This is a genomic window from Bacillus sp. 3G2 (genome assembly GCF_044324725.1).
GTDB classification, from domain to species: Bacteria; Bacillota; Bacilli; order Bacillales; family Bacillaceae_G; genus Bacillus_A; species Bacillus_A mobilis.
The window spans coordinates 2,948,332-2,972,990 of sequence record NZ_CP172246.1 but is presented as its reverse complement, the minus strand read 5'-3'; the positions used below and the strand labels follow the sequence as shown (position 1 = coordinate 2,972,990).

Annotated in this window: 22 protein-coding genes and 2 pseudogenes; 16 read left to right on the top strand and 8 right to left on the bottom strand. The window is 35.0% G+C overall.

Annotated elements, in window-relative coordinates:
* Nucleotides 1-85 precede the first annotated feature (85 nt).
* Nucleotides 86-376: a hypothetical protein gene (locus tag ACHZK0_RS15255; RefSeq protein WP_270341705.1), complete on the bottom strand. Its 291-nt coding sequence runs from the start codon at nucleotides 374-376 to the stop codon at nucleotides 86-88.
* A gap of 102 nt (nucleotides 377-478) precedes the next feature.
* Here ACHZK0_RS15255 and ACHZK0_RS15250 point away from each other — a divergent pair.
* The 3 genes and pseudogenes from ACHZK0_RS15250 (at nucleotide 479) to ACHZK0_RS15240 (ending at nucleotide 3,838) form a co-directional block, all read left to right on the top strand.
* Nucleotides 479-900: pseudogene (locus ACHZK0_RS15250) on the top strand (hypothetical protein).
* Nucleotides 901-1,846: 946 nt separating this feature from the next.
* Nucleotides 1,847-3,292, top strand: coding sequence for a L,D-transpeptidase family protein (locus ACHZK0_RS15245; protein ID WP_262742763.1), 1,446 nt, complete (start codon nucleotides 1,847-1,849; stop codon nucleotides 3,290-3,292).
* 330 nt (nucleotides 3,293-3,622) lie between these two features.
* Entirely contained in the window at nucleotides 3,623-3,838 is a 216-nt protein-coding gene (locus ACHZK0_RS15240) for a hypothetical protein (protein ID WP_088096967.1), read from the top strand.
* Between the two features lie 171 nt (nucleotides 3,839-4,009).
* Here the strand turns inward: ACHZK0_RS15240 and ACHZK0_RS15235 are convergent, their stop codons facing one another.
* From ACHZK0_RS15235 to ACHZK0_RS15220, 4 genes are all read right to left on the bottom strand, one after another.
* Nucleotides 4,010-5,320: a serine hydrolase gene (locus ACHZK0_RS15235; RefSeq protein ID WP_395760593.1), complete on the bottom strand. Its 1,311-nt coding sequence runs from the start codon at nucleotides 5,318-5,320 to the stop codon at nucleotides 4,010-4,012.
* Between the two features lie 36 nt (nucleotides 5,321-5,356).
* A complete protein-coding gene (locus tag ACHZK0_RS15230; RefSeq protein ID WP_061677752.1) occupies nucleotides 5,357-5,659 on the bottom strand; it encodes a hypothetical protein in 303 nt (100 codons plus the stop codon).
* A 2-nt stretch (nucleotides 5,660-5,661) separates the two neighbouring features.
* The gene (locus tag ACHZK0_RS15225; protein WP_061677751.1) at nucleotides 5,662-5,892 is read right to left on the bottom strand and encodes a helix-turn-helix transcriptional regulator; all 231 of its coding nucleotides are present in this window, start codon (nucleotides 5,890-5,892) and stop codon (nucleotides 5,662-5,664) included.
* A 418-nt stretch (nucleotides 5,893-6,310) separates the two neighbouring features.
* Nucleotides 6,311-7,744, bottom strand: coding sequence for an IS4 family transposase (locus ACHZK0_RS15220; protein ID WP_395760592.1), 1,434 nt, complete (start codon nucleotides 7,742-7,744; stop codon nucleotides 6,311-6,313).
* Between the two features lie 200 nt (nucleotides 7,745-7,944).
* Here ACHZK0_RS15220 and ACHZK0_RS15215 point away from each other — a divergent pair, with 200 nt between their 5' ends.
* The 5 genes from ACHZK0_RS15215 to ACHZK0_RS15195 all read left to right on the top strand — a co-directional run bounded on the left by ACHZK0_RS15215 (nucleotide 7,945) and on the right by ACHZK0_RS15195 (nucleotide 11,559).
* The gene (locus ACHZK0_RS15215; RefSeq protein WP_395760591.1) at nucleotides 7,945-8,787 is read left to right on the top strand and encodes a lysostaphin resistance A-like protein; all 843 of its coding nucleotides are present in this window, start codon (nucleotides 7,945-7,947) and stop codon (nucleotides 8,785-8,787) included.
* A 217-nt stretch (nucleotides 8,788-9,004) separates the two neighbouring features.
* The gene (locus tag ACHZK0_RS15210; protein WP_262742773.1) at nucleotides 9,005-9,661 is read left to right on the top strand and encodes a serine/threonine protein kinase; all 657 of its coding nucleotides are present in this window, start codon (nucleotides 9,005-9,007) and stop codon (nucleotides 9,659-9,661) included.
* 123 nt (nucleotides 9,662-9,784) lie between these two features.
* Nucleotides 9,785-9,946 (top strand): hypothetical protein, encoded by a 162-nt coding sequence (locus ACHZK0_RS15205; protein WP_175562458.1) that lies wholly within the window; start codon nucleotides 9,785-9,787, stop codon nucleotides 9,944-9,946.
* A 301-nt stretch (nucleotides 9,947-10,247) separates the two neighbouring features.
* A complete protein-coding gene (locus ACHZK0_RS15200; protein ID WP_144535834.1) occupies nucleotides 10,248-10,634 on the top strand; it encodes a DUF1259 domain-containing protein in 387 nt (128 codons plus the stop codon).
* A gap of 274 nt (nucleotides 10,635-10,908) precedes the next feature.
* Nucleotides 10,909-11,559: a YwbE family protein gene (locus tag ACHZK0_RS15195; RefSeq protein WP_395760590.1), complete on the top strand. Its 651-nt coding sequence runs from the start codon at nucleotides 10,909-10,911 to the stop codon at nucleotides 11,557-11,559.
* 275 nt (nucleotides 11,560-11,834) lie between these two features.
* Here the strand turns inward: ACHZK0_RS15195 and ACHZK0_RS15190 are convergent, their stop codons facing one another.
* Nucleotides 11,835-12,440: a hypothetical protein gene (locus tag ACHZK0_RS15190; RefSeq protein ID WP_262742765.1), complete on the bottom strand. Its 606-nt coding sequence runs from the start codon at nucleotides 12,438-12,440 to the stop codon at nucleotides 11,835-11,837.
* 286 nt (nucleotides 12,441-12,726) lie between these two features.
* On the opposite strand from ACHZK0_RS15190, the gene ACHZK0_RS15185 reads away from it, so the two are divergent.
* The 6 genes from ACHZK0_RS15185 to ACHZK0_RS15160 all read left to right on the top strand — a co-directional run bounded on the left by ACHZK0_RS15185 (nucleotide 12,727) and on the right by ACHZK0_RS15160 (nucleotide 20,353).
* Nucleotides 12,727-14,223 (top strand): MDR family MFS transporter, encoded by a 1,497-nt coding sequence (locus ACHZK0_RS15185; protein ID WP_262742766.1) that lies wholly within the window; start codon nucleotides 12,727-12,729, stop codon nucleotides 14,221-14,223.
* A gap of 461 nt (nucleotides 14,224-14,684) precedes the next feature.
* Nucleotides 14,685-17,882 carry a bifunctional P-450/NADPH--P450 reductase gene (cypD, locus tag ACHZK0_RS15180; protein ID WP_395760589.1) on the top strand — a complete coding sequence of 1,066 codons (3,198 nt, stop codon included), beginning with the start codon at nucleotides 14,685-14,687 and terminating at the stop codon, nucleotides 17,880-17,882.
* A gap of 279 nt (nucleotides 17,883-18,161) precedes the next feature.
* Nucleotides 18,162-18,581: a MarR family winged helix-turn-helix transcriptional regulator gene (locus ACHZK0_RS15175; protein WP_262742768.1), complete on the top strand. Its 420-nt coding sequence runs from the start codon at nucleotides 18,162-18,164 to the stop codon at nucleotides 18,579-18,581.
* A gap of 219 nt (nucleotides 18,582-18,800) precedes the next feature.
* Nucleotides 18,801-19,151: a DoxX family protein gene (locus tag ACHZK0_RS15170; protein WP_262742774.1), complete on the top strand. Its 351-nt coding sequence runs from the start codon at nucleotides 18,801-18,803 to the stop codon at nucleotides 19,149-19,151.
* A 61-nt stretch (nucleotides 19,152-19,212) separates the two neighbouring features.
* Nucleotides 19,213-19,704, top strand: coding sequence for a DUF1772 domain-containing protein (locus ACHZK0_RS15165; RefSeq protein WP_395760588.1), 492 nt, complete (start codon nucleotides 19,213-19,215; stop codon nucleotides 19,702-19,704).
* A gap of 343 nt (nucleotides 19,705-20,047) precedes the next feature.
* Nucleotides 20,048-20,353, top strand: coding sequence for a monooxygenase (locus ACHZK0_RS15160; protein ID WP_262742770.1), 306 nt, complete (start codon nucleotides 20,048-20,050; stop codon nucleotides 20,351-20,353).
* A gap of 398 nt (nucleotides 20,354-20,751) precedes the next feature.
* Here ACHZK0_RS15160 and ACHZK0_RS15155 read toward each other — a convergent pair.
* Nucleotides 20,752-20,991 (bottom strand): annotated as a pseudogene (locus ACHZK0_RS15155) (hypothetical protein); the annotation flags it as partial.
* A gap of 313 nt (nucleotides 20,992-21,304) precedes the next feature.
* On the opposite strand from ACHZK0_RS15155, the gene ACHZK0_RS15150 reads away from it, so the two are divergent.
* Nucleotides 21,305-21,637 carry a DUF1904 family protein gene (locus ACHZK0_RS15150; RefSeq protein ID WP_270341726.1) on the top strand — a complete coding sequence of 111 codons (333 nt, stop codon included), beginning with the start codon at nucleotides 21,305-21,307 and terminating at the stop codon, nucleotides 21,635-21,637.
* 167 nt (nucleotides 21,638-21,804) lie between these two features.
* Here ACHZK0_RS15150 and ACHZK0_RS15145 read toward each other — a convergent pair whose 3' ends face one another.
* Nucleotides 21,805-22,197, bottom strand: a complete 393-nt coding sequence (locus ACHZK0_RS15145) for a VOC family protein (RefSeq protein WP_262743440.1) — start codon at nucleotides 22,195-22,197, stop codon at nucleotides 21,805-21,807.
* Between the two features lie 111 nt (nucleotides 22,198-22,308).
* Here ACHZK0_RS15145 and ACHZK0_RS15140 point away from each other — a divergent pair, with 111 nt between their 5' ends.
* Entirely contained in the window at nucleotides 22,309-24,618 is a 2,310-nt protein-coding gene (locus ACHZK0_RS15140; protein ID WP_262743441.1) for an AAA domain-containing protein, read from the top strand.
* Nucleotides 24,619-24,659 lie beyond the last annotated feature (41 nt).

Genomic DNA, 24,659 nt, shown 5'->3' with positions numbered 1-24,659 from the left:
ATGTAAAATGGATTATATACACGATACTCAGCATTTCTATTTTACTAATTTTATTTGTGGCTTATGGAGTTTATTTATCTTTCACTTAAGTGAAATGGTAACCAAACCAAAGGAAAAATAAAATGATTGCTGTGTTAAATAGAGTAAAACATAAACCGATAATGGCTACAATTTTTTTCTCAGTACGGCTACAAAAAGAGATGACCGCTAATAGGATTGCTAGAATAGCGGAAGCTAATATGAAGTAGGCGAAAGGCACGACATATTGTACTCCAACTCGGTCTAAAATAGGTGTGAAGAGAAAGAGATTAATAGTAACGAATATACTTACAATGAGAAACGTATAACTTTTCCAAGTGTATGTTTGTAACTGCATGGAACGATACTCCTTTCTCTTTAATATTTCTATTTTTAAGTTTAAATTAATTACCTTTATTTTACAAATTAAAATATTTTGTATGAAAAAGAGGGTATTAATATGAAATTTAGAAATTGGTCTCTAGTTATTATTAGTATCTGTATATTCATAATAACCGGCTGTTCAAATGTACTAGAAAATGAAGATCAAAGAATCGAAGTGCAAAAACGTATTGGTGATAATGAATATGAAGATCTTAAGGTAGTGACAGATAATAATGAAGTGTTGCAAGTAAAGAAAATATTACATGATACTACTTTTGAAAATAAAAAAGTGGAAATGTCTCGTCCAGCTGATTATCACTTTATTTTTCAATTTAAAAATCCGAACATAGAGGCGAAAGCTGTGTTGTATCAAATTTGGGTAAGTGCTGATAAGGAGAAATTGGAAATAAAGGTGGGGGATAATCAGTACGCTCTATTAGAAGGGAAACATGCAACCACTTTATTTCAAATCGTACAGGGGAGAAGTTAGCCGAATAAACGTATATAGAGTTATAGGAATTCAGTTCGTATTTTTCATTTTGAGAGATACTTATTTTTCAACAAAAATAGTTATCTTTTTATATTGGAATAAATATTGAGAATCGGATAAAATGGAAATTGGACATTGACTTGATGAGCATAGGTTTCTACGCTTATAAGCAGATTCATGCACCTTAAGGTGTGCAGTAATCTGCCAATGAATAATAAAATTAGGAAATATATTGTTTTTACAAAGATTCGATGTTATGTTTAATTTTCTTAATATAATATTTCCCTTATATAGGAGTGGCTATTTGAAGAAGTTAATATTATTAGTTTTATTGGCTACATGCTGCCTCACCATTGCAGGATGTTCTAATAATAGGATTACAACAAAGGATGAGTCTAAAACTTCAACACCTGTAAAGATTAAGCGTATCAATAAAGCGTGGTACAAACATATATAATAGTTTAAAGAATCTTGAAATTGTTGATGATAAAGATTATAAGGTGAAATTAGTTAGGCCGATAGTAAATGTTGTGAAACATGGCGGAAAGCAGGGAGCATGAGTTGCATTTAAATGTATATAATATGCGACATTAAAATAGTCACAAAAAAGAGTCTACATGTAGTCCTTTTTTTGTGGATATTTTTCATAAATAATAAACACCCTATGGTGCTTCCCTCTGATTTGAACGATCTGAAAAGTATTTTATCAAGTTAAGTAGTATCGTTCTTCAAAATTTGGCGAATACGAGGGGCACGTAATAGCTCGATTGTTGTGATCCTTTTTCACTTTATCTATCATTTTTATATATCTTACTATTAAAAAATCTAACTTTAATCGATTAAATGAGATAAATTCTGGTTAAAAACAATGAAATTTTAGGAAAAATAAGGTACACTATTCAATGGTTTTGGTTTAAAAATCAATTGACGTTTATGTATACGGGGGAAAGATTGATGAACAATAATTCAGTAAATGAATCTGTTGAAGAAGTTGAGAAAAAACGGGTAAGAACAAAAAAGCGTTTTACAAATTGGAAACTTATCGCAGCGGGTGGCGGTGTAGTTGCAATTCTTATTGGGGGATTGAGTTATTACCAGGCAACTCACTTCAATTCAAATGTTACGATTAATGATACAAAAGTCGGTGGTTTGAGCGCTGATCAGGCAATACAGAAATTAAAGACGTCTGGACTAGCAAACAAAGTCTATATTGATCAACAACAAATTTTAGATGAACAAGATACAAAAACGGAACTGACGGAAAAAGACTTGCCACAAGTTAAGAAACTATTAAAAAGCCAGTGGACATTTTTCCCTTCTACAAAGGAAAAAGATTATTCATTGTTACCAAAAGAAGCGGATCAGTATCGTAGTGAAACGATGAAAAAACTTGTAGAAGAAAAGCTTGTTTCTATGAATGAAAATTTAAAAGCGCCTCAAGATGCTATGGCGAAGCTCGAACAAGGAAAAGTTGTAATTTCGAAGAGCATTGATGGAAAACAGTATGACGTTACGAATCTACTAAAAGATTACGACAAGCAGAAGCATAAAAGCGAAATTCATCTGAAGTCTGCATACATACAACCTATTAAAGAAGACGATCCAATCATCAAAAAAGAAGAGAAAGCATTACAGAATCTTCTTGGGCAGTCTGTTGATTATAAAGTGCAGAATGAAGTGTATTCATTAAAAGCGAAAGATCTAATTCAAAATGCGTCTATGTCAAAGGATATGAAAGTGACAATCGATGCAAGCGACATTAAGAATAAGATTACTGAAATTAATAAAGCTAAATCTACATTACATAAAGACTTCGCTTTTAAAACACATTCTGGCTCAGTTATTTCAGTCAAGGGACAAGGATACGGCTGGGCACTAGATGTGGAAAAAGAAACAAAACAAGTTCAACAAGCCTTTGAGAAAGGTGAAAAATCGCTTTCTGCTTCTAATATTCACGGAAATGGTTGGGAGAAGGAAGGTATCGGCTATGAAACAACATCGAATAATGGCATCGGAGACACATATGCGGAAGTCTCTATTGCAGATCAACAAATTTGGATTTATAAAGATGGAAAATTAGTCGTTACAACAAATGTAGTAACGGGTAAACATAGCACGGGTGAAGATACATCACCAGGTGTGTGGTACGTTTTATATAAACGAACTCCATACACGCTGAGAGGCAGCGCAGTAGGGAAAGCCGATTATGCAGTGAAAGTAGATTACTGGGTCCCATTCACAAATAGTGGTCAAGGGTTCCATGATGCCGGCTGGCGAAAAGACTGGGGAAATAATGCTTATGTAACAGGGGGATCAGGCGGGTGTGTAAACCTTCTTCCTAATGTTGCAAAAACTGTATATGATAGTTTGAACACGAATGATCCAGTTATTGTGTACTAGAAAATAGCTACGTATTAAGAAACAAATAAAGCGGGAAATCTTACTTGATGGTATATGAAAAAACACCTCTTGCATTCGCATACTAAGTGTGCAAATGTAATGGAGGTGTTTTTATTTGAAGACAAGAGTTCATTGTTTATAAAAAACAAAGTGGGAAGAGATTGAGATGAAAAATAGGTATACAAATAATCAATAAAATTGACATTGAATATCATTTTCACTTAATATAGAATCGTTGCATTTAATTAGACATGACTTTTTATTAATATAATAGATTTCTAATAAGATATCCCATTTAAGAATTAAAAAGTAGGAAAGGGTAATATAAAAATGAACTGGAAAAAAGGCGGATTATGGATTATTATTTTTTTCATTGTAAAAGGTACAATTTCTACACTTTTAATCGTTACAGGTGCTAAATATTTTGATTTGTCATTTATGCAGATTCTCGTACTAATACTGATTTTATTACTGATTTCTCTCATAAGTCGAAAATTGCTGCATAGACATAAACAAAACAAAAAGCAAAAAGAACTAAATATATAATAATGAAATGAATCCGAATAGTGGTATATAAAAAGACACCTCTTGAATTCGCATACGAAGTATGTAAACTCAATGGAGGTGTTTTTCATTCGAAAGTAAAGTTTTATGATTTAGAAGAAATAAAATGAAAAAGGGTGGTCATTCAAATCGATAATCGCTTTGAATAATTAATTACAATTCGGAGAGTGCTCTCTGGACTTTCAGACGATAGTCTTTATTACCAAGTATTTTTGATTCGAAAGAATTCATATTATTTCGAATGAGCATTCCCTGCCACACATTTAGTTTGTCTGTTAAGATAACCATTTCAATCTTATCGCTAGTATGATTTTCTGAGTATAATGCGTCGTTTGCTATAAATGCAGTTGATCCACCTTTTGCACCAAGATGAACAAAACGCTTATGGTTGCCTTCGTTCATCTGCATTGGCCACTCAAGTAAATCCCTTGCTGTTTCAGCAGCTTTCACTGGAAGTTGATCATTTGATATAATTGCTAATAACTTCCCATAATCATTAGCTGATGCACCAATTAGACGATCGGACCATACTCTTTGTAAATCTAAGGACAAATCAAATGAATAGTCTTCACTTTTGATCGTTCCTTTTTTCATTTGCTCACTTAAATCTTTCGCTAATTTCCGGTATTTCTCAATCGGCATCGCATCAAGCTCTTTTACTAATTTTTTGTTCTCTGTTGATCCACTTTTCAAGTGCTCTGAAATTAAGAGGGCACTGACAATCGGATAGACTTCCTCGTGTTGCGTAAGTCCAAGGGATTTTGCCCGCTCATTGATAGCTGTTGCGCCAAGCACATCAATAAGATAATCTGTATTGGCATTAGAGCTATAGCTTATCATTCCTTTTGCAACGTCATGTAGCGTTACTGCATTATTTTTAACTTTTTTTTCACTATCTATCGATTTCAGCCACTCTTCATGTGCATTACCATCCGTACCTTTTAAATAATAACGGGTTAACTCATCAAGTGACACAGTGCTATCTTTATCCAACAAGCCTGCATCAACCTGCATCGCATATTCTACAGCTATTAGCATCTTCACTGTGCTTGCCAATGGTCGAACGACATCTGATTGATAAGTAATTAATTCAACACCATTTTCAGCCAAGTAAAAAGATGTTGTTTGCGGATTGTCTTTCAAATGGTTCAGAACGTAATCAGGATTGTCTCGGAATGTATAGTAGCCTGCAATGCCTAAGATAAGAATAATCGAACCATAAATCAGTAATCTCTTCTTTGTATATGTTTTTTTATCGAATATAATCATTGCAACAAAACCGACCACAACTGCAAGTAAATAATTCACATTGAAAAATAAAACGGCAATGATAATTGTTAGCACAATTACTAACGTCACAATAACTTTTCTAATTTCCTCTTTTGTCCTGTTCTCTTTTTTTAGTAAAGGCAAAGGTGCTGTAATTAAAATTCCTAATATCCCAATCCAAGCCCAAATATTCATACTGCCAACCCCTTTCTTACGATATATAGAAGTAACTTAATATTTTCTTCTTAGTACCGTTATGATGGTTGTATGAAGGATCATTAAACCTGAGATTAAAAACCAAATAACTAATTTATATGTAGCATAATCTAGGTGACTAATGAATTGGTCATACAATTCGATCAAAAACCATCCCAAAGGCATTAAAGGAAATACAATACCATAGGATTTATTTGAAATGCTCTTCCCGCGCTCATCCTTATTCTCTTCGCCCATTTCGAATTTCAGTGAAATAAAGACTGCAATAAAGAAAATAATTACATAACTAATACGAAGAATAGCTAGAAAAATTTCCATATTTATTTCTCCTCCTCTATTTCATATTGAAAAACTTCATGTAAATCCACATTGAACATGAGTGCTATGTCATAAGCTAATTTTAAAGATGGATTATATCTGTTTTTTTCAAGTGAAATAATTGTTTGGCGACTTACACCGAGCTTATCAGCAATCTCTCTTTGTGATAATCCTCGTTCAGCTCTTAATACAACAATCCTATTACGAATCTTTCTTTCGTTACTTAACGGCATCTCAGCTCACCTCTTATATTTAAAAAGGTAATATATTTTTGACCTAAAGTAAAGTTTTTTTTACATTTAGGATGAAATATATTACTTGTATTACTGTGGGTATTAAAAGTATGTATAGAATCTATAAAAGAACTAAACTAGGATGGAATTTTAGTATTAAAAAAGTAAAGTACATAAAAAACTGCTTTTTCCTATGTGGACATTTAGAAATGAAAAATCAATGGAAGCGAAAAAAGATGACTCGTTTTATGCTAAAATTCACTTAGTGTATATTTTCGTTAAAATGTGGGTGGGACCCCATCACCATCAAGCTAAGGGTATCATGACGGTATATGCGAGTGTATTTTTGAGGAATTTCTACGACTACACTAAAAATGTGCATAACAAATAAACCTACCAAGAGGTGTTTTGAAAAATATTATGCGACTTTGAAACTCTTTAACAACGTACACTCATACATAACGCCGAGGATATCAAAGACTGTTTTCTTTTCGTAACGATGAGATTTCCGTCCGTTTTTCTCTAAAAGGTTGAACAGACGTAGGAAAATCTTTGATAATTCTTGGGTGCCCCTTTGTAATCCTTGGTAAAACAATAGATAATAATTCTTTATCATATAAATGGATTTGTATTCACTTAACTCTTTCTTTTTCTTATCCAAGAGTAACTGACGCATTTTAAACATAGTAGATGTACAGAGTAAAATGCTAATAAGTTGCCCATATAAATGGCATTCTAAGCGTTCCTTCTTAATTTCTTTGCACTTGTGAATTTGAAAGAAAGATTTCCATGTTTTGAACAAAATTTCAATTTGCCAGCGTAATGAATATAAATCATGGATATGTTTCGTTGGAACATTTTCTGCAGAAAGATTTGTAATATACACGTTGATTCCACTCAACCGTTTACTTCGTTCTTTGTAGGTAATACCTTTCTTTTTTTCTTTTTTGGCTTGTTCTTTCAATCTTTTCTCTGTTTGTTCCTTTGTTAATCGATGAATAATAACACGCGCTGGTAATTTTTGATACTGTCCAATGTATGCTTCTGAAATTTCTAGTGTTTGACCAGGGGGCAATTGATTCATGAGTTCTTCCATATCTAATTGAATATAGAGTGTTCCTTTCTTCACGGTCCCGTTTCGAAAATACTCTGGCTCATCATTCTTACGATAGATTCGAGAATTTAATTTCAAACGTGATATATAGTAAGCTCCTTTATCATGGATCTTCTGTAAGTCATGTAAGTCAAAATAGCCTAAATCTCTTATATACAAGTCTTTTGGTTGAATGGTTTTCAGGCTTTTTGAACCAAAGGTTTTATCATTTTCTCTTCCTTCTCCTACATAAACGTACAGGAACTTCCCACTCAATAAGTCATACTCCAATTGAATTTTGACACCGGCCGTATGACTACTTCCACCTGAACCTTGATAATGTGAAGAAAACCTATCTGGAAGCTGAAATGTTGTAGAATCTAGAATTCGAATACGCTTAAATATTGTGGTATATTGATGAATTATTTCTTGTGTTGAATGAATTCTTTGGGTTAGAAGGTTAGCTAGAACTTGTTCAAGAAACTTTACTGCGGAAGCATTAAATCGTTGATTAAGTCCTTCAGGACTGATAAGAACACCTGTAGATACTTCTAGACAGCTACATAATTGCGTGAGTGATGTACTTGCGACTTGTTGGCTAAGCCATACACATAAAGCAACTAACTCCTGTGCTTGATATTTACTCTTTCGCTGAACAAATCCTTTTTCTTTGGCTAGGAGTTCTAGATTATGAGGTGACATATGTCGTTGTAATTCTTCAGCAATCGGTTGAAGTTCGTCAAGAATTGAAAGATTCATAAAGAAACGCCATCCTTTCCTATAATTCTATAGAAATCACTTCATTGTTGCTGTATGGGTAGTGTAAAATCTTAGCTTGATATCAATCTAACGTGACCCAAAATGGCGGACAACCTACATTAGATAAAATACCAAAATATACCTTTAAAATGATATAATAAAATATAGAATACTATACATGAAACTACAGGAGGCTATTAATGGATAAAATTTTTGAACATATGAAAACCAGGTTTATTTTAATGTGGGCTATTATCTCTTTTGCAATAATGATGTTTATTTTGCCTTTATTATTCACAGGAATTCCTAAAGATGTAAAGTTGAATATTGCTCTTATTATTTCAATTTATGCTATTCCTATGTTTTGGATTGGTTTTAAATTTAAAAGATATAATATCTCGTTTAAAACTTACTTGTCAAAACCATCTTCCTTTTCTTTCAAAAAAATTTTTGCATCAGCAATTATGACTATGATTTTCGGGTTAGGTATGTTATTGCTAATCGTAATGGTATTCTCATTAATACCAAAGAGCACTTCGCTAGAGGATACAAACGAAATAATTAAAACACAAAGCATGTGGTTTGTTTTAATGAAAGCTATAACTCTTTCTTTCATTGCTCCTATCTGTGAAGAAATTTTGTTCAGAGGCTTTATTCTTAGTCGTTTTACATATAAATTCGGAATAAAAAAAGCAGTTATATTCTCTTCCATCTGCTTCGGTGTTTTGCATCTAAACAATGTATTTGGAACCACAATATTCGGGATTATTTCTTGTTTGATGTACTTAAAAACTAAAAGTTTATTCCCTTCTATAATAGCTCACATGGTTAATAATATAATTGTAGCTTTAAGAGATATCTTTTCTGCTTTAAAATCTACAACTACAAGCACATCTTCAGCACAACCTGAATTAACTATCATTCTTTTAATGTCTGTTGTGCTAATAACAATTGGATTAATGTGGATTATTCCTTTTATTAGAAGACATTCTGAACTATTAAGATATGATAGTTTACCGCCTTTAAAGTACACCACAACCTAATTAAATTTGTTATGGTGTATAAAAACAGTAATAGAAGTTTTGAGTAGTAAACGTAATCACTTGTAATACAGAAAAGGATAGATAAGGCTAAAATCCCTTTATCTATCCTTTTCTCTCATATATTATGTGAAGGATTTTTTTGTTTTGGGGTTAATTTGTTTTCTTAGGTTGATGGGGATGGGGTGGGACCCCTTTTAGCAAAAACGGGGTGGAAATGATGAGTATAAACAGTTTTGTGAGATTGATACAGGACGAATTATTAAAAGAGGTAAGTATTAGAAGTGAGGATGAATTCGAGCCTGTAGTAGTTAAAGATATTCCTAGACTTTGGAAGTGTTTAGGGATAGGTAATTATGCCGCAGTATTTATGCACAAAGAATATAAAGATTGGGTAGTGAAAGTTTACGCACGAGAAGGAGAAGGAATTGAAAAAGAGTCGGAAGTATATCGAAGAATCGGAAATCATCCTTCTTATTCGAAGCTTATATATAAAGGAGAAAATTTCATAGTATTGAAGCGTTTAAAAGAAATTACCTTATACGATGCCCTTCATAAGGGGATTAAAATTCCTAAGCAGGTGATCTTTGATATCAATGAAGCTTTAGAATATGCGAGGGAACAAGGATTAACACCTTGTGATGTTCACGGGAAAAATGTGATGATGGAAAACGGAAGAGGATATGTAGTCGATGTATCTGATTTTTTAAAAACAAAAGAAGATAGTAAGTGGAGAGACCTAGTAAAGGCATATTTTATATTTTATTTGCCTTTCATTTATAAATTTCCATTCCCTATTAAAATACCGTATTTTATGTTAAACATTGTTAGACATTCGTATAGAAAATATAAGAAGCTTAAAAAGAATTTCAAATGACTCAATCACCACATCTTTTGAATTCCCTGAACGTGCTAAACTTAAGCAAAAAATTAACCATCCTATGCAAGAAAGTTGAGGCAGCTAAAAGCATATGTTTTATTGAAAGGGTGTGATTGAATTATGGAACGGCCGAATTGGGGAATTGGAGGATTAGTATTTGTTGGCTGCATGTTTCTTGGCGGCGGAGTGGGATCTATATTAGGCGATACGCATGCTGGATGGCTAGTAGGGATGGGGGCTGGATTTATTGGGATGGCTTTAACGAGACTGATCAGAAAGTAATATAACGGGATTCTTCTTCGGGTAAATAAGGAAATATGTATGTAAGTAATTCATGGTATAGGAGCCCTATACATTATAGTTAGAAACTTCGCTTTTCTAAATTTCTCCATACATAGATATGATTCTCAAGTCGGAGGACGGCACCTTAGGGTGTTTTTTTTATGCTTTCTAAAAATGCCTTACCATATAATAGACTTCGTTAGATTCCGATAATCTTTTTTGTAATAGAATAGATTCATTACCGTTTCAGACTTAAGTATTCATTCATAACCTAATAGTAAAAGGGGGGATGATTCAAGGTATGGCGTGTAATGATGAATTAATTTGTCAACAGTTTGCAAGGATTATCGGTGGCCAAGAAGGATTTGCCGGTGGAAAATGCGTGGCAACAATAAATCGAGATGAAATACAAGCAACTATTTTAGGAAAACGTTTTAGAGTAACAAGTTCCTTCTCATTTGAATCAAGAGATAATAAAACTGGACGGGCATTATGTCTAGGCAGGGTAGCGCTCTTACAAAAAGAAGTCAATGGATTTGTTGCTACAATTATTAAACAAGGAATAATCGTTTCGTCTATACACAATGAGTGGTTATGTGATGATCCAAATTTGATTTACGTTAATATTGAAGACGTTGATGATCCGCTAAGTTTCGCCAGGAAAGTTAGAAGAGCGTTATGCAATTAATCGATTTATTTAGTTAAACGAGCGATATAAAAGGATCTTTAATCGAAAGATCCTTTCATACATAATATGAAGGTTTTTCCTTGTATTTCATTGATTGACTAGCAAACGAACGTAATTCCTTTGCATGAATCGATATAATAATGTCCGTTTTTATTGTAGTGTCAGTTTTTTAGTGGAAATTACATATATACGACAAATTTTGACAAAGAAATACATGTACTTTTGTTATGCTATGAAAGTTATTGATTTGTAATATATACAGGAGGATTTTTTAATGTTAAAGAAATTGTTATTATGTGCACTTATGAGCTTTTGTGTAATGGCTTTAAGTGCTTGTAAAGGTGATGAAGAAAAATTAAAAGTAGCAGAGGATGAGCAAAAAATAGATGAAGATAAAAAAGTAGCAGAGGAAGAAAAACGTAAACAAGAAGAGCAACAAAGAGTAGAAGAAGAGAAGCGTAAGCAAGAAGAGCAACAAAGGGTAGAAGAAGAGAAGCGTAAGCAAGAAGAGCAACAAAGGGTGGAAGAAGAAAAACGTAAGCAAGAAGAACAAAAAAGAGCAGAAGAAGAGAAGCGTAAGCAAGAAGAGCAACAAAGAGTAGAAGAAGAGAAGCGTAAACAAGAAGAGCAGCAAAGAGTAGAAGAAGAAAAACGTAAACAACAAGAGCAGAAGACTCAGCAACAACAGTCCATACAGCAAGAGAGAACACAAAAACAAGAAAAAACAACACAAGCAACAGGTGGGAAACCAACAAGATCACAAATTTCAGTTGGCTCACATGTAGTTATTCAATTGGATAATGACTATAGTAAAACTGTAAGTGGTGTTGTGAAAGACATTTTGACGCATAGTGAAACACATACGTATGGAATTAAAGTTCGATTACAAGATGGACAAATTGGCCGTGTTCAAAGTGTTAACTAGTGAAAAAAGATTTGACGACTTTTCAAATAAATAAAAACTACAAAAAACCGGTCCTTTCGTAAAGGTACCGGTTTTTTGTAGCATGTTGCTTAGCGTACGAAATTTGCGTTTTGTTGATGTCACCACACCTCTATCAAGTTATCACATACAAGGTAATAGATGTTTTTTATAATTTGAAAAACGAGGAAACGAACTTGGAGGGAGTATGTTTGAGAAGATTAAAAGGAAATGGTTTTTAATTCTTGGCTATGGACCTATCCACCTGCTCTAATTAACTAAAAGAAGAACTTTCCCATACCGATTAGACTACTAAGCATTCCGATTCCATTCATGGTGCCTTTTCCTACTGTCAGCAAGTTTCCAAGCATTCCAGGCTGACCGTTACCTCCGTTATTCCCCCATCCCATGGGACTTATTTGACCTCCCCATCCTGGAGAATTTCCAAAAATACCCCAGTGATTATTGGTATTAAAATGAAAAGGATTGGCTGGCGGTGATAGTAAAGCGGCAATATGACCTGGTGCGAACATCCCTGTATGATTGAATGGTTGGGGCCAGGGGAGGGAAGCTTTTTGAAAATTAAAACCTGCATGGCCTGGTAATGGAGCCCAATTAGCAGGATGTCCTTGGGGCATCATCCCTGCATAATGGATTGGCTGACCTAAAGAGAAAGGAGGGGGCTGGGGATTGAAACCCGTATAATTGGCAGGTGAATCCCAACCAAATGGATAGACTCGACAACTCCAATTCTCAGGAATCTTCAGACCATCCATTCCCTCAGCTTTAGTTATTTGAGGCTGTGAATGTAATGATGACATTGAAATTTGGTTATTATATTGCTCCCCGTTTCCATTTGAATTCAAATACCAATATTGGTGCATAAGCTTATTCCCCTCACTTTAAAAATGTAATGTTAAACTTAGCCTATGTAATATTCCTTTTTATGGATGGTTACATAACTAGATTTACAAGCCCGTATTTAAATGTTTATAACGGTTTAATCAATAAAAAAAATTAAAAAGTTATGTTGAGCAAGTTGAATTGCTAAAAAGAGAATATCTATTCGAAGAGTTTGGCAAAATACTGCAAGGACAATGTATTCTTGTGCAGATATGCAAACGATTTAAACGAATCAATGGAATTTATAATGAAGGGGAAAATGAATATATGAGTGAAACATTACATAAAAGACAACCACCATATTTAATGCTTGTAATCCTTTTTATTGGCGCATTTGTTTCATTTTTAAATAACTCGCTTTTAAATGTAGCCTTGCCATCAATAATGAAGGATTTAGACATTAAAGATTATTCAACGATCCAGTGGCTGTCTACAGGGTATATGCTTGTAAGTGGTATATTAATTCCGGCATCAGCATTTTTAATAACCCGCTTCTCCAATAGGAGCTTATTTATTACATCTATGTTGATTTTTATTTTTGGTACGGCCTTAGCAGCTTTAGCACCGAACTTTGGTTTATTACTTACTGGCCGGATGGTTCAAGCAGCAGGTTCTTCAGTCATGGGGCCTTTGTTAATGAATATTATGCTAGTAAGCTTTCCAAGAGAAAAAAGGGGAACAGCAATGGGGATTTTTGGGCTAGTTATGATTACAGCTCCAGCAATTGGACCGACACTATCGGGTTATATTGTAGAGTATTATGACTGGCGTTTGCTTTTTGAAATGATTTTACCGTTAGCGATCATTAGCTTACTGTTAGGGATTTGGAAATCGGAGAATGTCATGAAACAAAATAAAAATGCAAAACTTGATTATCTCTCATTACTATTATCTTCTATCGGTTTTGGTGGTTTGTTATATGGATTCAGTTCTGCAAGCTCCGATGGTTGGACGAATAAAGTTGTTTTAACAACTTTAAGCATAGGCGCTATTGCTCTAATTGCTTTTATTATCCGTCAATTAAAAATGAATGAACCGTTATTGGATTTACGTGTTTACAAGTACCCAATGTTTGCACTTGCGTCTGTAATTGCAATTGTCAACGCAGTGGCTATGTTTTCGGGTATGATTTTAACCCCAGCTTATGTACAAAACGTCCGCGGTATTTCACCGCTGAGCTCTGGGCTCATGATGCTTCCAGGTGCGGTAATAATGGGGATTATGTCACCAATTACAGGTAAACTATTTGATAAATATGGCCCTCGTATTCTTGGTATAGTAGGACTTTCCATTACAGCCGTTTCAACTTATATGCTGGCAAACCTCCAACTCGACTCTAGTCACACACATATTATTCTTATTTACACATTGCGGATGTTTGGGATGGCGATGGTAATGATGCCACTTATGACAAATGGTCTTAATCAATTGCCAACGCGCTTAAATCCGCATGGTACAGCTGTTAATAATACAGCTCAACAAGTGTCCGGTTCGATTGGTACCGCTATTCTTGTTACGATTATGAATTCTGTAACAAAAACAAAAGCTGAAAGTCTAATGGCTGATATAGATCCAACAACCTTCACTGAAACTACGAAGGCAATATTAACTCAGAAGGCTTTATTATCCGGAATTCAATATTCGTTCTATGTAGCGCTTGGCATGAATGTTGTTGCCTTACTATTAGTCTTTTTTGTTAAACGTGTAGATACAAGTGCGGAAGCTGTCGAGAGGTTAAATCGGTCAAGTGAAACAAAACTGTAGATAATGATTTCCACAAGTTTTTTGCTGCTAAGAAACTGATAATTAAAACGGGAAAAGAACTGAAAGAAACAGTGAAATAATTACACATAATGAAAAAGGGTCTGATATTCATATCAGATCCTTTTTCATTAGCAACACAGTATCCTTGCTTATCGTATTTGTTTGAATTGATATGAGAAACTACTGGATTTCCAAATACTACAATCTTTAGCTCTCAACTTCTCATAAACATTATAATAATACGCTTTATTTTAATGTAGTATTTTTTCTGGAAGTTAGAAATCTAATAGCAACAAACAACTTAGATTACCAACCTTATAAGTAATATCATAATCGTGAATAGTTAGGGAAAAGATAAAATAAGGTAATCAATTACATATCTTTATCCCAGGAGATTCATCGCTATCTTCTTTTTATTAAATGGGATATTTTATTTCATGCTTTTTGAAAGGGTGTTTTTAATGGATAAAAAAGTATCTGCCATTCCTCAACCGAAAACATATGGATTGCTGGGGAATCTCCCATTAATCGATAAAGATAAACCGACCCTATCCTTTATCAAGATAGCGGAAGAGTATGGTCCCATTTTTCAAATTCAAACTTTAAGTGATACCATCATTGTCGTTTCTGGACATGAACTGGTAGCAGAAGTCTGTGACGAAACACGATTTGATAAAAGTATAGAGGGTGCTTTAGCGAAAGTTCGCGCCTTTGCTGGAGACGGATTATTTACAAGTGAGACTCACGAGCCTAACTGGAAAAAAGCTCATAATATTTTGATGCCTACATTCAGCCAACGGGCAATGAAAGATTATCATGCTATGATGGTCGATCTTGCCGTACAACTCGTTCAAAAATGGGCACGGCTTAATCCGAATGAAAGCGTAGATGTACCGGAGGATATGACTCGCCTTACATTGGATACAATTGGTCTATGTGGTTTTAATTATCGATTTAATAGCTTTTATCGTGAGACCCCTCATCCTTTTATTACTAGCATGAGCCGTGCTCTAGATGAGGCGATGCACCAATTACAGCGGCTGGATATAGAAGACAAACTCATGTGGAGAACGAAACGTCAATTTCAGCATGATATTCAATCTATGTTTTCTTTAGTAGATAATATTATTGCTGAACGTAAAAGTAGTGGAAATCAGGAAGAAAATGATTTACTTTCCCGTATGTTAAATGTGCAGGATCCGGAAACTGGTGAAAAATTAGATGATGAAAATATTCGTTTCCAAATTATCACTTTTTTAATAGCTGGGCATGAAACAACAAGTGGATTATTATCTTTTGCAATCTATTTTTTATTAAAGAATCCAGATAAATTGAAAAAAGCCTATGAAGAAGTAGATAGGGTTTTGACAGATCCTACTCCAACATACCAACAAGTTATGAAACTAAAGTATATCCGGATGATTTTAAATGAATCGCTACGTCTATGGCCTACTGCTCCAGCATTCAGTCTCTATGCAAAAGAAGATACAGTGATTGGTGGGAAATATCCAATTAAGAAAGGAGAAGATCGTATTTCTGTTCTTATTCCACAGTTACATAGGGATAAAGAAGCGTGGGGAGATAACGTGGAAGAATTTCAACCTGAACGATTTGAAGATCTGGATAAGGTTCCTCATCATGCTTATAAGCCATTTGGAAATGGTCAACGGGCATGTATCGGTATGCAGTTTGCACTTCATGAAGCCACACTTGTAATGGGCATGCTTCTTCAACATTTTGAATTCATTGATTATCAAGACTATCAGCTGGACGTAAAACAAACATTAACGTTAAAGCCTGGTGATTTTAAAATTAGGATTCTACCCCGAGATCGAACTATTAGCCATACTACTGTTCTTGCGCCTATAGAGGAGAAACTGAAAAACCATGAAATCGAACAGCAAGTTCAGAAGACTCCTTCTATTATTGGAGCCGATAATCTTTCGCTGCTTGTTCTGTATGGCTCGGATACAGGGGTAGCAGAAGGTATTGCAAGAGAACTAGCAGATACAGCTAGTTTAGAAGGTGTTCAAACGGAAGTGGTAGCTCTTAACGATCGAATTGGAAGTCTACCGAAAGAAGGAGCGGTTCTTATTGTAACTTCTTCTTATAATGGAAAGCCGCCAAGTAATGCAGGACAGTTTGTGCAGTGGTTGGAGGAATTAAAACCAGATGAGCTAAAAGGTCTTCAATACGCAGTTTTTGGTTGTGGAGATCATAATTGGGCGAGTACCTATCAACGAATTCCAAGATACATTGATGAGCAAATGGCTGAAAAAGGAGCAACAAGATTTTCTACACGTGGAGAAGCGGATGCAAGTGGTGATTTCGAGGAACAGCTCGAGCAATGGAAACAAAGTATGTGGTCTGATGCGATGAAGGCATTTGGGTTGGAACTTAACAAAAACATGGAGAAAGAACGCAGTACATTAAGTTTACAATTTGTTAGTCGTCTTGGAGGATCTCCTCTTGCGCGAACATATGAAGCGGTTTATGCATCTATACTAGAAAATCGTGAGCTTCAATCATCTAGCAGCGAAAGAAGCACGCGACATATTGAGATATCCTTGCCAGAAGGCGCTACGTATAAAGAAGGAGACCACCTTGGGGTGCTGCCAATTAATAGTGAGAAAAATGTCAACCGAATTTTAAAACGCTTTGGATTAAACGGAAAGGATCAAGTCATATTGAGCGCAAGTGGGCGCAGTGTAAATCACATACCCTTAGACAGTCCTGTTAGTTTATATGACCTTCTTAGTTATAGTGTAGAAGTGCAAGAAGCAGCCACTCGAGCACAAATACGAGAAATGGTGACATTCACAGCATGCCCTCCTCATAAAAAGGAATTGGAATCATTATTGGAAGAGGGAGTTTATCATGAACAAATATTAAAGAAACGTATGTCAATGTTGGATCTTCTTGAAAAGTATGAGGCTTGTGAAATCCGATTTGAACGCTTTTTAGAACTTCTTCCTGCGCTCAAACCGCGTTACTATTCTATTTCAAGCTCTCCACTCGTTGCACAGGATTGTCTGAGCATTACGGTTGGTGTTGTTAATGCACCTGCATGGAGTGGGGTAGGGACATATGAAGGAGTCGCTTCTAATTATTTAGCTCAGCGCCATAATAAAGATGAGATTATTTGTTTCATTCGAACGCCACAATCAAACTTTCAATTACCTGAAAATCCAGAAACACCAATTATCATGGTTGGACCAGGTACTGGAATTGCACCATTCCGTGGATTCTTGCAAGCGCGTCGTGTTCAAAAGCAAAAAGGTATGAACTTAGGAGAAGCACATCTATACTTTGGTTGTCGTCATCCTGAAAAGGATTATCTTTATCGTACAGAACTAGAAAATGATGAAAGAGATGGATTAATCTCTTTACATACAGCTTTTTCTCGCCTAGAAGGATATCCTAAAACATATGTACAGCATTTAATAAAAAAAGATAGAATCAATATAATTTCGTTATTAGATAATGGAGCTCATCTTTATATATGTGGTGATGGAAGTAAAATGGCCCCTGATGTAGAAGATACCCTTTGTCAAGCATATCAAGAAATTCATGAAGTTAGTGAACAAGAAGCAAGGGATTGGTTGGAACGTGTGCAAGATGAAGGGCGATATGGAAAAGATGTTTGGGCTGGTATATGAATTTTTCTTAATTAGATAAGTAATATGTGACGAATGAACTTCTTTCGAGTAAGTGAATAAGCTTATTTATATAAATCCCGTGTTTTTATTGAATACGGGATTTTTTATTTTTAATAAGCTCGGCTGATACTGTAGAGAAATAGGTAATTCATTTGACAATTAAAATGACCTACTATAATATATATGCCATAGCATATAATTAGTGAAACAAGCAAATTCACTGTGAAGAATTGACTGGTATGCGATACGCTTTTATATCTTAATTTATAGAGGTGAAACATGAACTTACATGATTTAATAGGCTATCTTGTTCATCGTACTGATGTGAAAATGACTAATTATTTTACGAAGAAATTAAAGCCGTTTGGAGTTACGCCAGAGCAGTGGGGGATTATTAGTGTTCTTTGTAGCCAAAGGGCCACTACTCAAAAAGAGTTAGCAGAAGCGATTGATAAAGATCAAACTACTGTCGTAAGAATGATTCAGTCAATGGAGAGAAAAGGGATTGTAAAGAAGGCTTTGAATGACCAAGATAGGCGTTCACACAACCTTTTTTTAACTGAAAAAGGTGACGAGTTAAAAAAAGAAATCTTGCCTGTAGTGAAAGATGCTCACCATTTTGTGACGAGTAATTTGAGCGAGGAAGAGATTAAAGTATTACAATCATTATTAAACAAATTGTATGATACACGCTATTAATATTTGTTCCTTATTGATGCTATGCTATTTATAAGGAATAAATATTGTTTTAGGTATTATACATGCTATAGCATGTAATATCTTTTTTTCGAGGGATGGGGAGACAGCTTTATTTTGTATGATATCTGATTCAGGATCACTTTTTTCCTGGTACCAGTCAAATTTTCGTATTATATATGCTATAGCATATAAATCTATCAAATAAATAAGAAAGATGTGATTGCTATTTTAATATTAATCAATGTAGTAAAAGTTGTATTATTTCTGTTCTTTTTAATGACAGGAACGAAAATTATATCTGGGAAAATGGCAGATGAGTTCAAACGATTTGGTTTACCTTCGTTTTTTAATTTCTTAACTGGAGCTTTTGAGATTGTAGGAGCGATTGGGATGTTGATAGGAATTTGGGTTCCAACAGTAGCTTTATTAGCAGGATTATTGTTAGGCGGTACGATGCTTGCAGCTGCATTAACTCTTATTGTATTAGCGAAAGATCCCTTTAAGAAAGCAATACCTGCACTTGTTTTGTTTGTTCTTAGTTTAGGGATAAGTTTGTATCACATTTTTTAAACATAGCCAAACTTTATGCGTTCAAGTTGATATTATTTTATAGATAGGGGTGTGAAAATGTATGAATGAGTTATTACTTTTCAAATTCTTAGCGTTTTTTGCTATATTGACAACAAGTATTGTGGCTGGAACAGTTTTTGCTTACTCTAATTCTGTCATGCCTGGTCTGCGTAATTCGGATGATCGTACTTTCGTTCTTTCGGTTAGACACTTTACCTCATCAGTGGCTAATCCGATTTTTCTCTTCATTTCAAACGGAGCTCTTATAGCGCAGATTGGTTTTGTTGTATTAGCCGTTTACCTACAGCAATTTGATAAAGTTATTTTAGGATCAATAGCATTGATTAGTTATGTTGCTACTTTACTGATTACTTTCACAGGAAACCTTCCGATGAATAGAGCGATTATCTCAGCTACACTACCTGTACAGGATTCTGGCTGGGAGGAACTTAGAGTCGAATTTGAATCCCGTTGGACGTTGCTGAATCACACGCGTACCTTAACATGCATTTTGAGTGTGTCGGCACTACTAGTAGCGTTACTCATTAATTAGTAGTATGGATATATTTAGATAAACAGTAAGTAACCAGACAATTCTTAAGGAATACGTCCTTGGAAAATAACTTATCGTTCCAGATAAAAAACTCATGTGGAGAAAAATGGACGATTACTACATTAACAGAGACAAACGATTCCATTTGGTCTTTCAATATATAGGCAAGAATCTCAAGTCTTAATAAATCTCTTTTTTATTCAATAAAGAATAGGGGAAGCCTTACATTAGTACTGGAATAATAGCAGTACTAACTTAAGACATTCCTATCATTCGAATCAAAATAATTATAATTAGTAAAAGAATAGGAAGAATTTTATATTAAAAATAGGAGTGAGTGAAAATGGCATATTTACTACAAGTAGATTTTCCGTTTGAAGGTCCTTTTGGTGAAGAAATGGAAAAAGCATTTCGGGATTTAGCAAAAAGTATTAACGAAGAAGAAGGGTTCCATTGGAAAATATGGACAGAGAATGAAGAAACGAAAGAAGCTGGAGGCATCTATGTATTTGAAGAAAAACAAGATGCTGAAAAATACGCGGAAATGCACAAGAACAGACTTCAAGCATCTGGTGTTAAAGATATTAGAGCAAGAATTTTTAACATCAATGAAAAGTTAACGGAACTGAATCGTGGTTATACTAAATAATTCCGACAGTCGGAGCAAGATTAAAAAGGAGGGGGATGCCCCCCTTCTTTTTTTGAATTCTTAAATTGATGGTGAGGGGGATCTCGCACAAAAAATCCCTATATAGATAGGGATTCACGTATCAGCATATAGTTCCTTGGAAAAGGATGTATTAAGTGTAACATCTGAGAGTTCTTGAATTTGTGAAATTGACGTGAAAGTACCGTGAAAAAAGTTGTATTGAAATAGTTATGTATAAAAGGGTAGGCCCCTTACTGGGAGGTAAGGGGCACAGGAAATGCAAATTTATTTGTAATTTGCTAAGTTCATTATAACATATATACCTGTCTATACATGTTACAAAATTATGAACATAACCAATGTTTAGTAACTAGGAGTAACGAAGGTTGTAGGGCTTAAGTTATTTTAATAAATCCTTGCTTTTCGTGAGATAATACTTTTTGATGAGTCATTTTGTGCATTGCATTGATTATATGACGATCAGAATTGAGGTCAAGTATTACCTCTTCACCTTTAATTCTATCAGTCTGCTTTTCCTTAATGCCTGAACCTGCACACGTACCGACTTTGTAACCAGTAAAAATACCAACTGCTATAGCAATAACTAAGCTTGATGTGATTTTAATCCACTTTTTCAAACCTCGTATCCCCTTTACTGAAGTGTACCATAAAAGAAGAGATCTATCTGTTTAATCTACATAAAGCGTCATTATCAGTAGTCAGTGATACTTTACGAGGAACTCCTTGGTCTGGCATTCTCAAAAAAGAATGAGACTGGTGCGATGATTAAACTAGAGGATTTTGCTCTATTATTCACTCCTGATTATATTCTTAATGAAAAGCTTCAATAACATATGATCATTCTTAAGAATGTCATTAAAATGTTAGTGCAGCAAAATAAATTATGTTATGATGTGAGCAAATATAAAGCTATCTAACGGAGGGATTCACATGCCGCATGTTGTGTTTCGTGGAATTACTATTGAACAATTAAAAAGCATAAGCAAGCCATTAGTAGAAGAGCTCGCAGATATCTGTGAGTGTGGTACGGATAATTTCACCTTGGAACTACCAAGTTCTACGTTTGTATTCAATGGAGAAGAAATAGAAGCGTTTCCTCTTATTGAAGTGAAATGGTTCGAGCGTGGACAGGAAATTCGGGATCGATTTGCCAAGGCCATTACTACATTTGTAATGGATTTTGGACTTCCAGAAGTAGAGGTTGTATTTACGGTTTTCACAGAATCAGCGTATTATATTAATGGGAAGCATTGTGCAAGTTAGAGCTATTTGAAAGATTTTTACCCCGCATTAACGGACAGTAAGACCCCACCTCAAAATTCAGAGGAAGCAGAGAAGTTAGGTAGGGGATCAACTGCCCGTAAAAGCCCGATTGGTTCAACTAATAATCAGTGGGGATGAACAAAACCCCCACTGATTAAAGTTTCACTTTATCTCTCCGTTTCAAAAAACTCAATCCATTCTCCGTCAGGACCAGCGAAGAATATGTAACGTGTTCCATCTGGTAATGTTTCGATTTCTTCTCCTAGTAAAAAGGTTATTTCGTGTTTCTTGAGTCTTGTGATTTCATCCACTAATGAATCCACTTTAAAGCAAATGTGATGTACTTTTCCTTCTGCCGGAAGAGAGGGGTTATAGCCTTCAATGAGTTCTAGTATCGTTTCCTTCGATTCTTCTACACCTAAAAAAGCGAGTTTTAAGTCGGGATTCGGGTGACCCATACGTTTAATGAGCTGTAAGCCAACTACTTCTTCATAAAATGAAATAGATGTTTCTAAGTTTGCGACCATAAGTCCAACGTGTTCGATTCTTCTAACTGGCATGTAGATTCCTTCTTTCTGAAAATTATATACAATATGTTATTGAAAATTAAGAAAATAAGCAAGATAAAAACCTTACAAATTTTAGCGTGTTATATGGTATAGTGAGAAAGTATGTTTGGGGAGAAGGAAGGAGATTATACGATGAATACACCTACTCAAACTCCTTCATTATCGGCAACGATGAAAGAGTGGCATTATGCATTAGCGTATGAAATTAAACATTGGAAAACGATAGGTGGTAGTAAAATTTCTATCATGAACGGTCGTTTTTTATATACAGATTATGAAAGTACAGTATACGTATTTCAGCTTATTTCGGAAGTAAGCTTACCTGAAGGTTCACCGATTCGAATTGAGTTTGATGGTGAGGAAGCGACAGGAGAAGTATTATCTGTACACGGATTAGAAATAGAACTGAAATTAAATGATTATATACAAGGTGAAATACGAGAGGCTGTTTTATACAGTGAACCGTGGCAATTGCTAGAGCAACTACAAGAGCGATTGAAAGAGGCACATAAAGATAAGTTAAAACGTAATCGTATAAAGCGTCTTGTTGATGGGACGAGCAGTCCAAAACATATTGAGAAGATGAAAAATCCGAAAAATGAATTGGCGTATCGTTCGTTTTACAATCCGACAACGTACGTGTGGGGACCACCTGGAACAGGGAAGTCTTACAATTTATCACGTATTATTTCAGCGCATTATCAAAAGGGAAAATCGGTACTTGTGCTAGCTCATAGTAATGCGGCAGTGGACGTATTAATGAGTGAAGTAACGAAGCAAATTGAGAAGAAAAAGAAATGGACGCCTGGCGAAATTGTTCGTTACGGTTATAGCCAACATGATCATATACGAAATCATGAAACGTTGCTTGCATCGAAGTTAGTTGAAACGACGAACGGATCATGGGGAGAAGAAAGACTCTATTTAGAGGAAACACGACAAGATCTTCGTGAAAAGATTTTATCATATAAAGCGACTTCTGCTGATAAGAAGCGTATACAAGAGATTGAAAGTGATCTTCGAAAGCAAAAAGCGAAAATTAAAGAAGTAGAAAAAGAATACATTGAAAATGCGAAAGTAATCGGCGCAACTTTATCGAAATGTGCCATTGATTCACTGATTTATGAGCGTACATTTGATTTAGTTGTCGTAGATGAAGTGAGTATGGCATATGTTCCGCAAATTGCATTAGCTGCATCACTTGGAAAACGCATCGTCGTATGTGGTGATTTTTTACAGTTACCTCCAATTGCGATGGCGAACCATGAACTCGTTCGAAAATGGCTCGGGGAAGATATGTTTTACCATGCCGGGATTGTTGAGTCTGTCAATAAATCAGAAGCACATCCAAACCTCTTTATGTTACAGGAACAAAGACGTATGCATGCGGATATATCGAAGTTTACAAACTCATTTATTTATAAAAATAGAGTATATGACCATCCGTCTGTTTCGGAGCGAAAAGAACTTGCGAAACTACAGCCGTTTGCAAATGAGGCGAGTGTTTTATTTGATACGAGCTTAATGGGGGCCTTTTCGTTAAAAGACGCTGCTTCAGGTTCTCGTTTTAATATTATGTCTGGTTTAGTAGCGATGCAAATGATGTTAATCGGACTGTTAGATGGCGTTCAATCGATCGGTGTTGTTACACCTTACAGAGCACAATCCCGCTTTTTATCAACGTGCATTAGAGAAATGTTGCAGAGAACGAAATATCAAAACATACCAGTTTTAGCAGCGACGGTTCATAAGTTTCAAGGTTCTGAAAGAGATATGATGATTTTTGATACGGTTGATAGCTATCCGCAAGAACGACCAGGCGTGTTATTCTTTGACCATAAAAATCATCGCCTCGTCAATGTTGCAGTGACAAGGGCGAGAGGGAAGTTCATTCAATTATCAGATTGTCATTATATGCGTAAAAATCTTTCGAGAAAACAGGCGTTGTCACAATTAACAGCTCATATAGAACGTCACGGAGATGTGTATGATCGCACGACATCAAGACAATTGTGGGAACGAAAAATATCGAAACGATTACGCTGGTTTATGGAAATGAATCTTGAGGAAACGAAAGGGCTATTAAAAGATATTTTAGCCGCAAAACGAAAAATCATAATCTCACTTCCAAGTACAAAACAAGTGGATAAACGAGTATGGCAAGCGTTAATGCGTACAAATGCGCAAATAACAGTGTATAGTGATGGACCAGTTCCGTTAAAAAATGTAAAGTTACAAAGACAAAACAAAGCATTCCCGTTTATCGTAATCGATGATGAAATCTTCTGGGCAGGGGCACCGCTCACATCTCAAATGATGTTTGAAGGTAGTACAGAATTTCCGTACGTATGTGCAAGACTGCAAGCACCCGAAACAATAGGTGTATTAAAAGGATTTTTAGATATTCGGTAAATTCGGATAGGAATTCCTTGACTTTTAATCGGAATGAACTT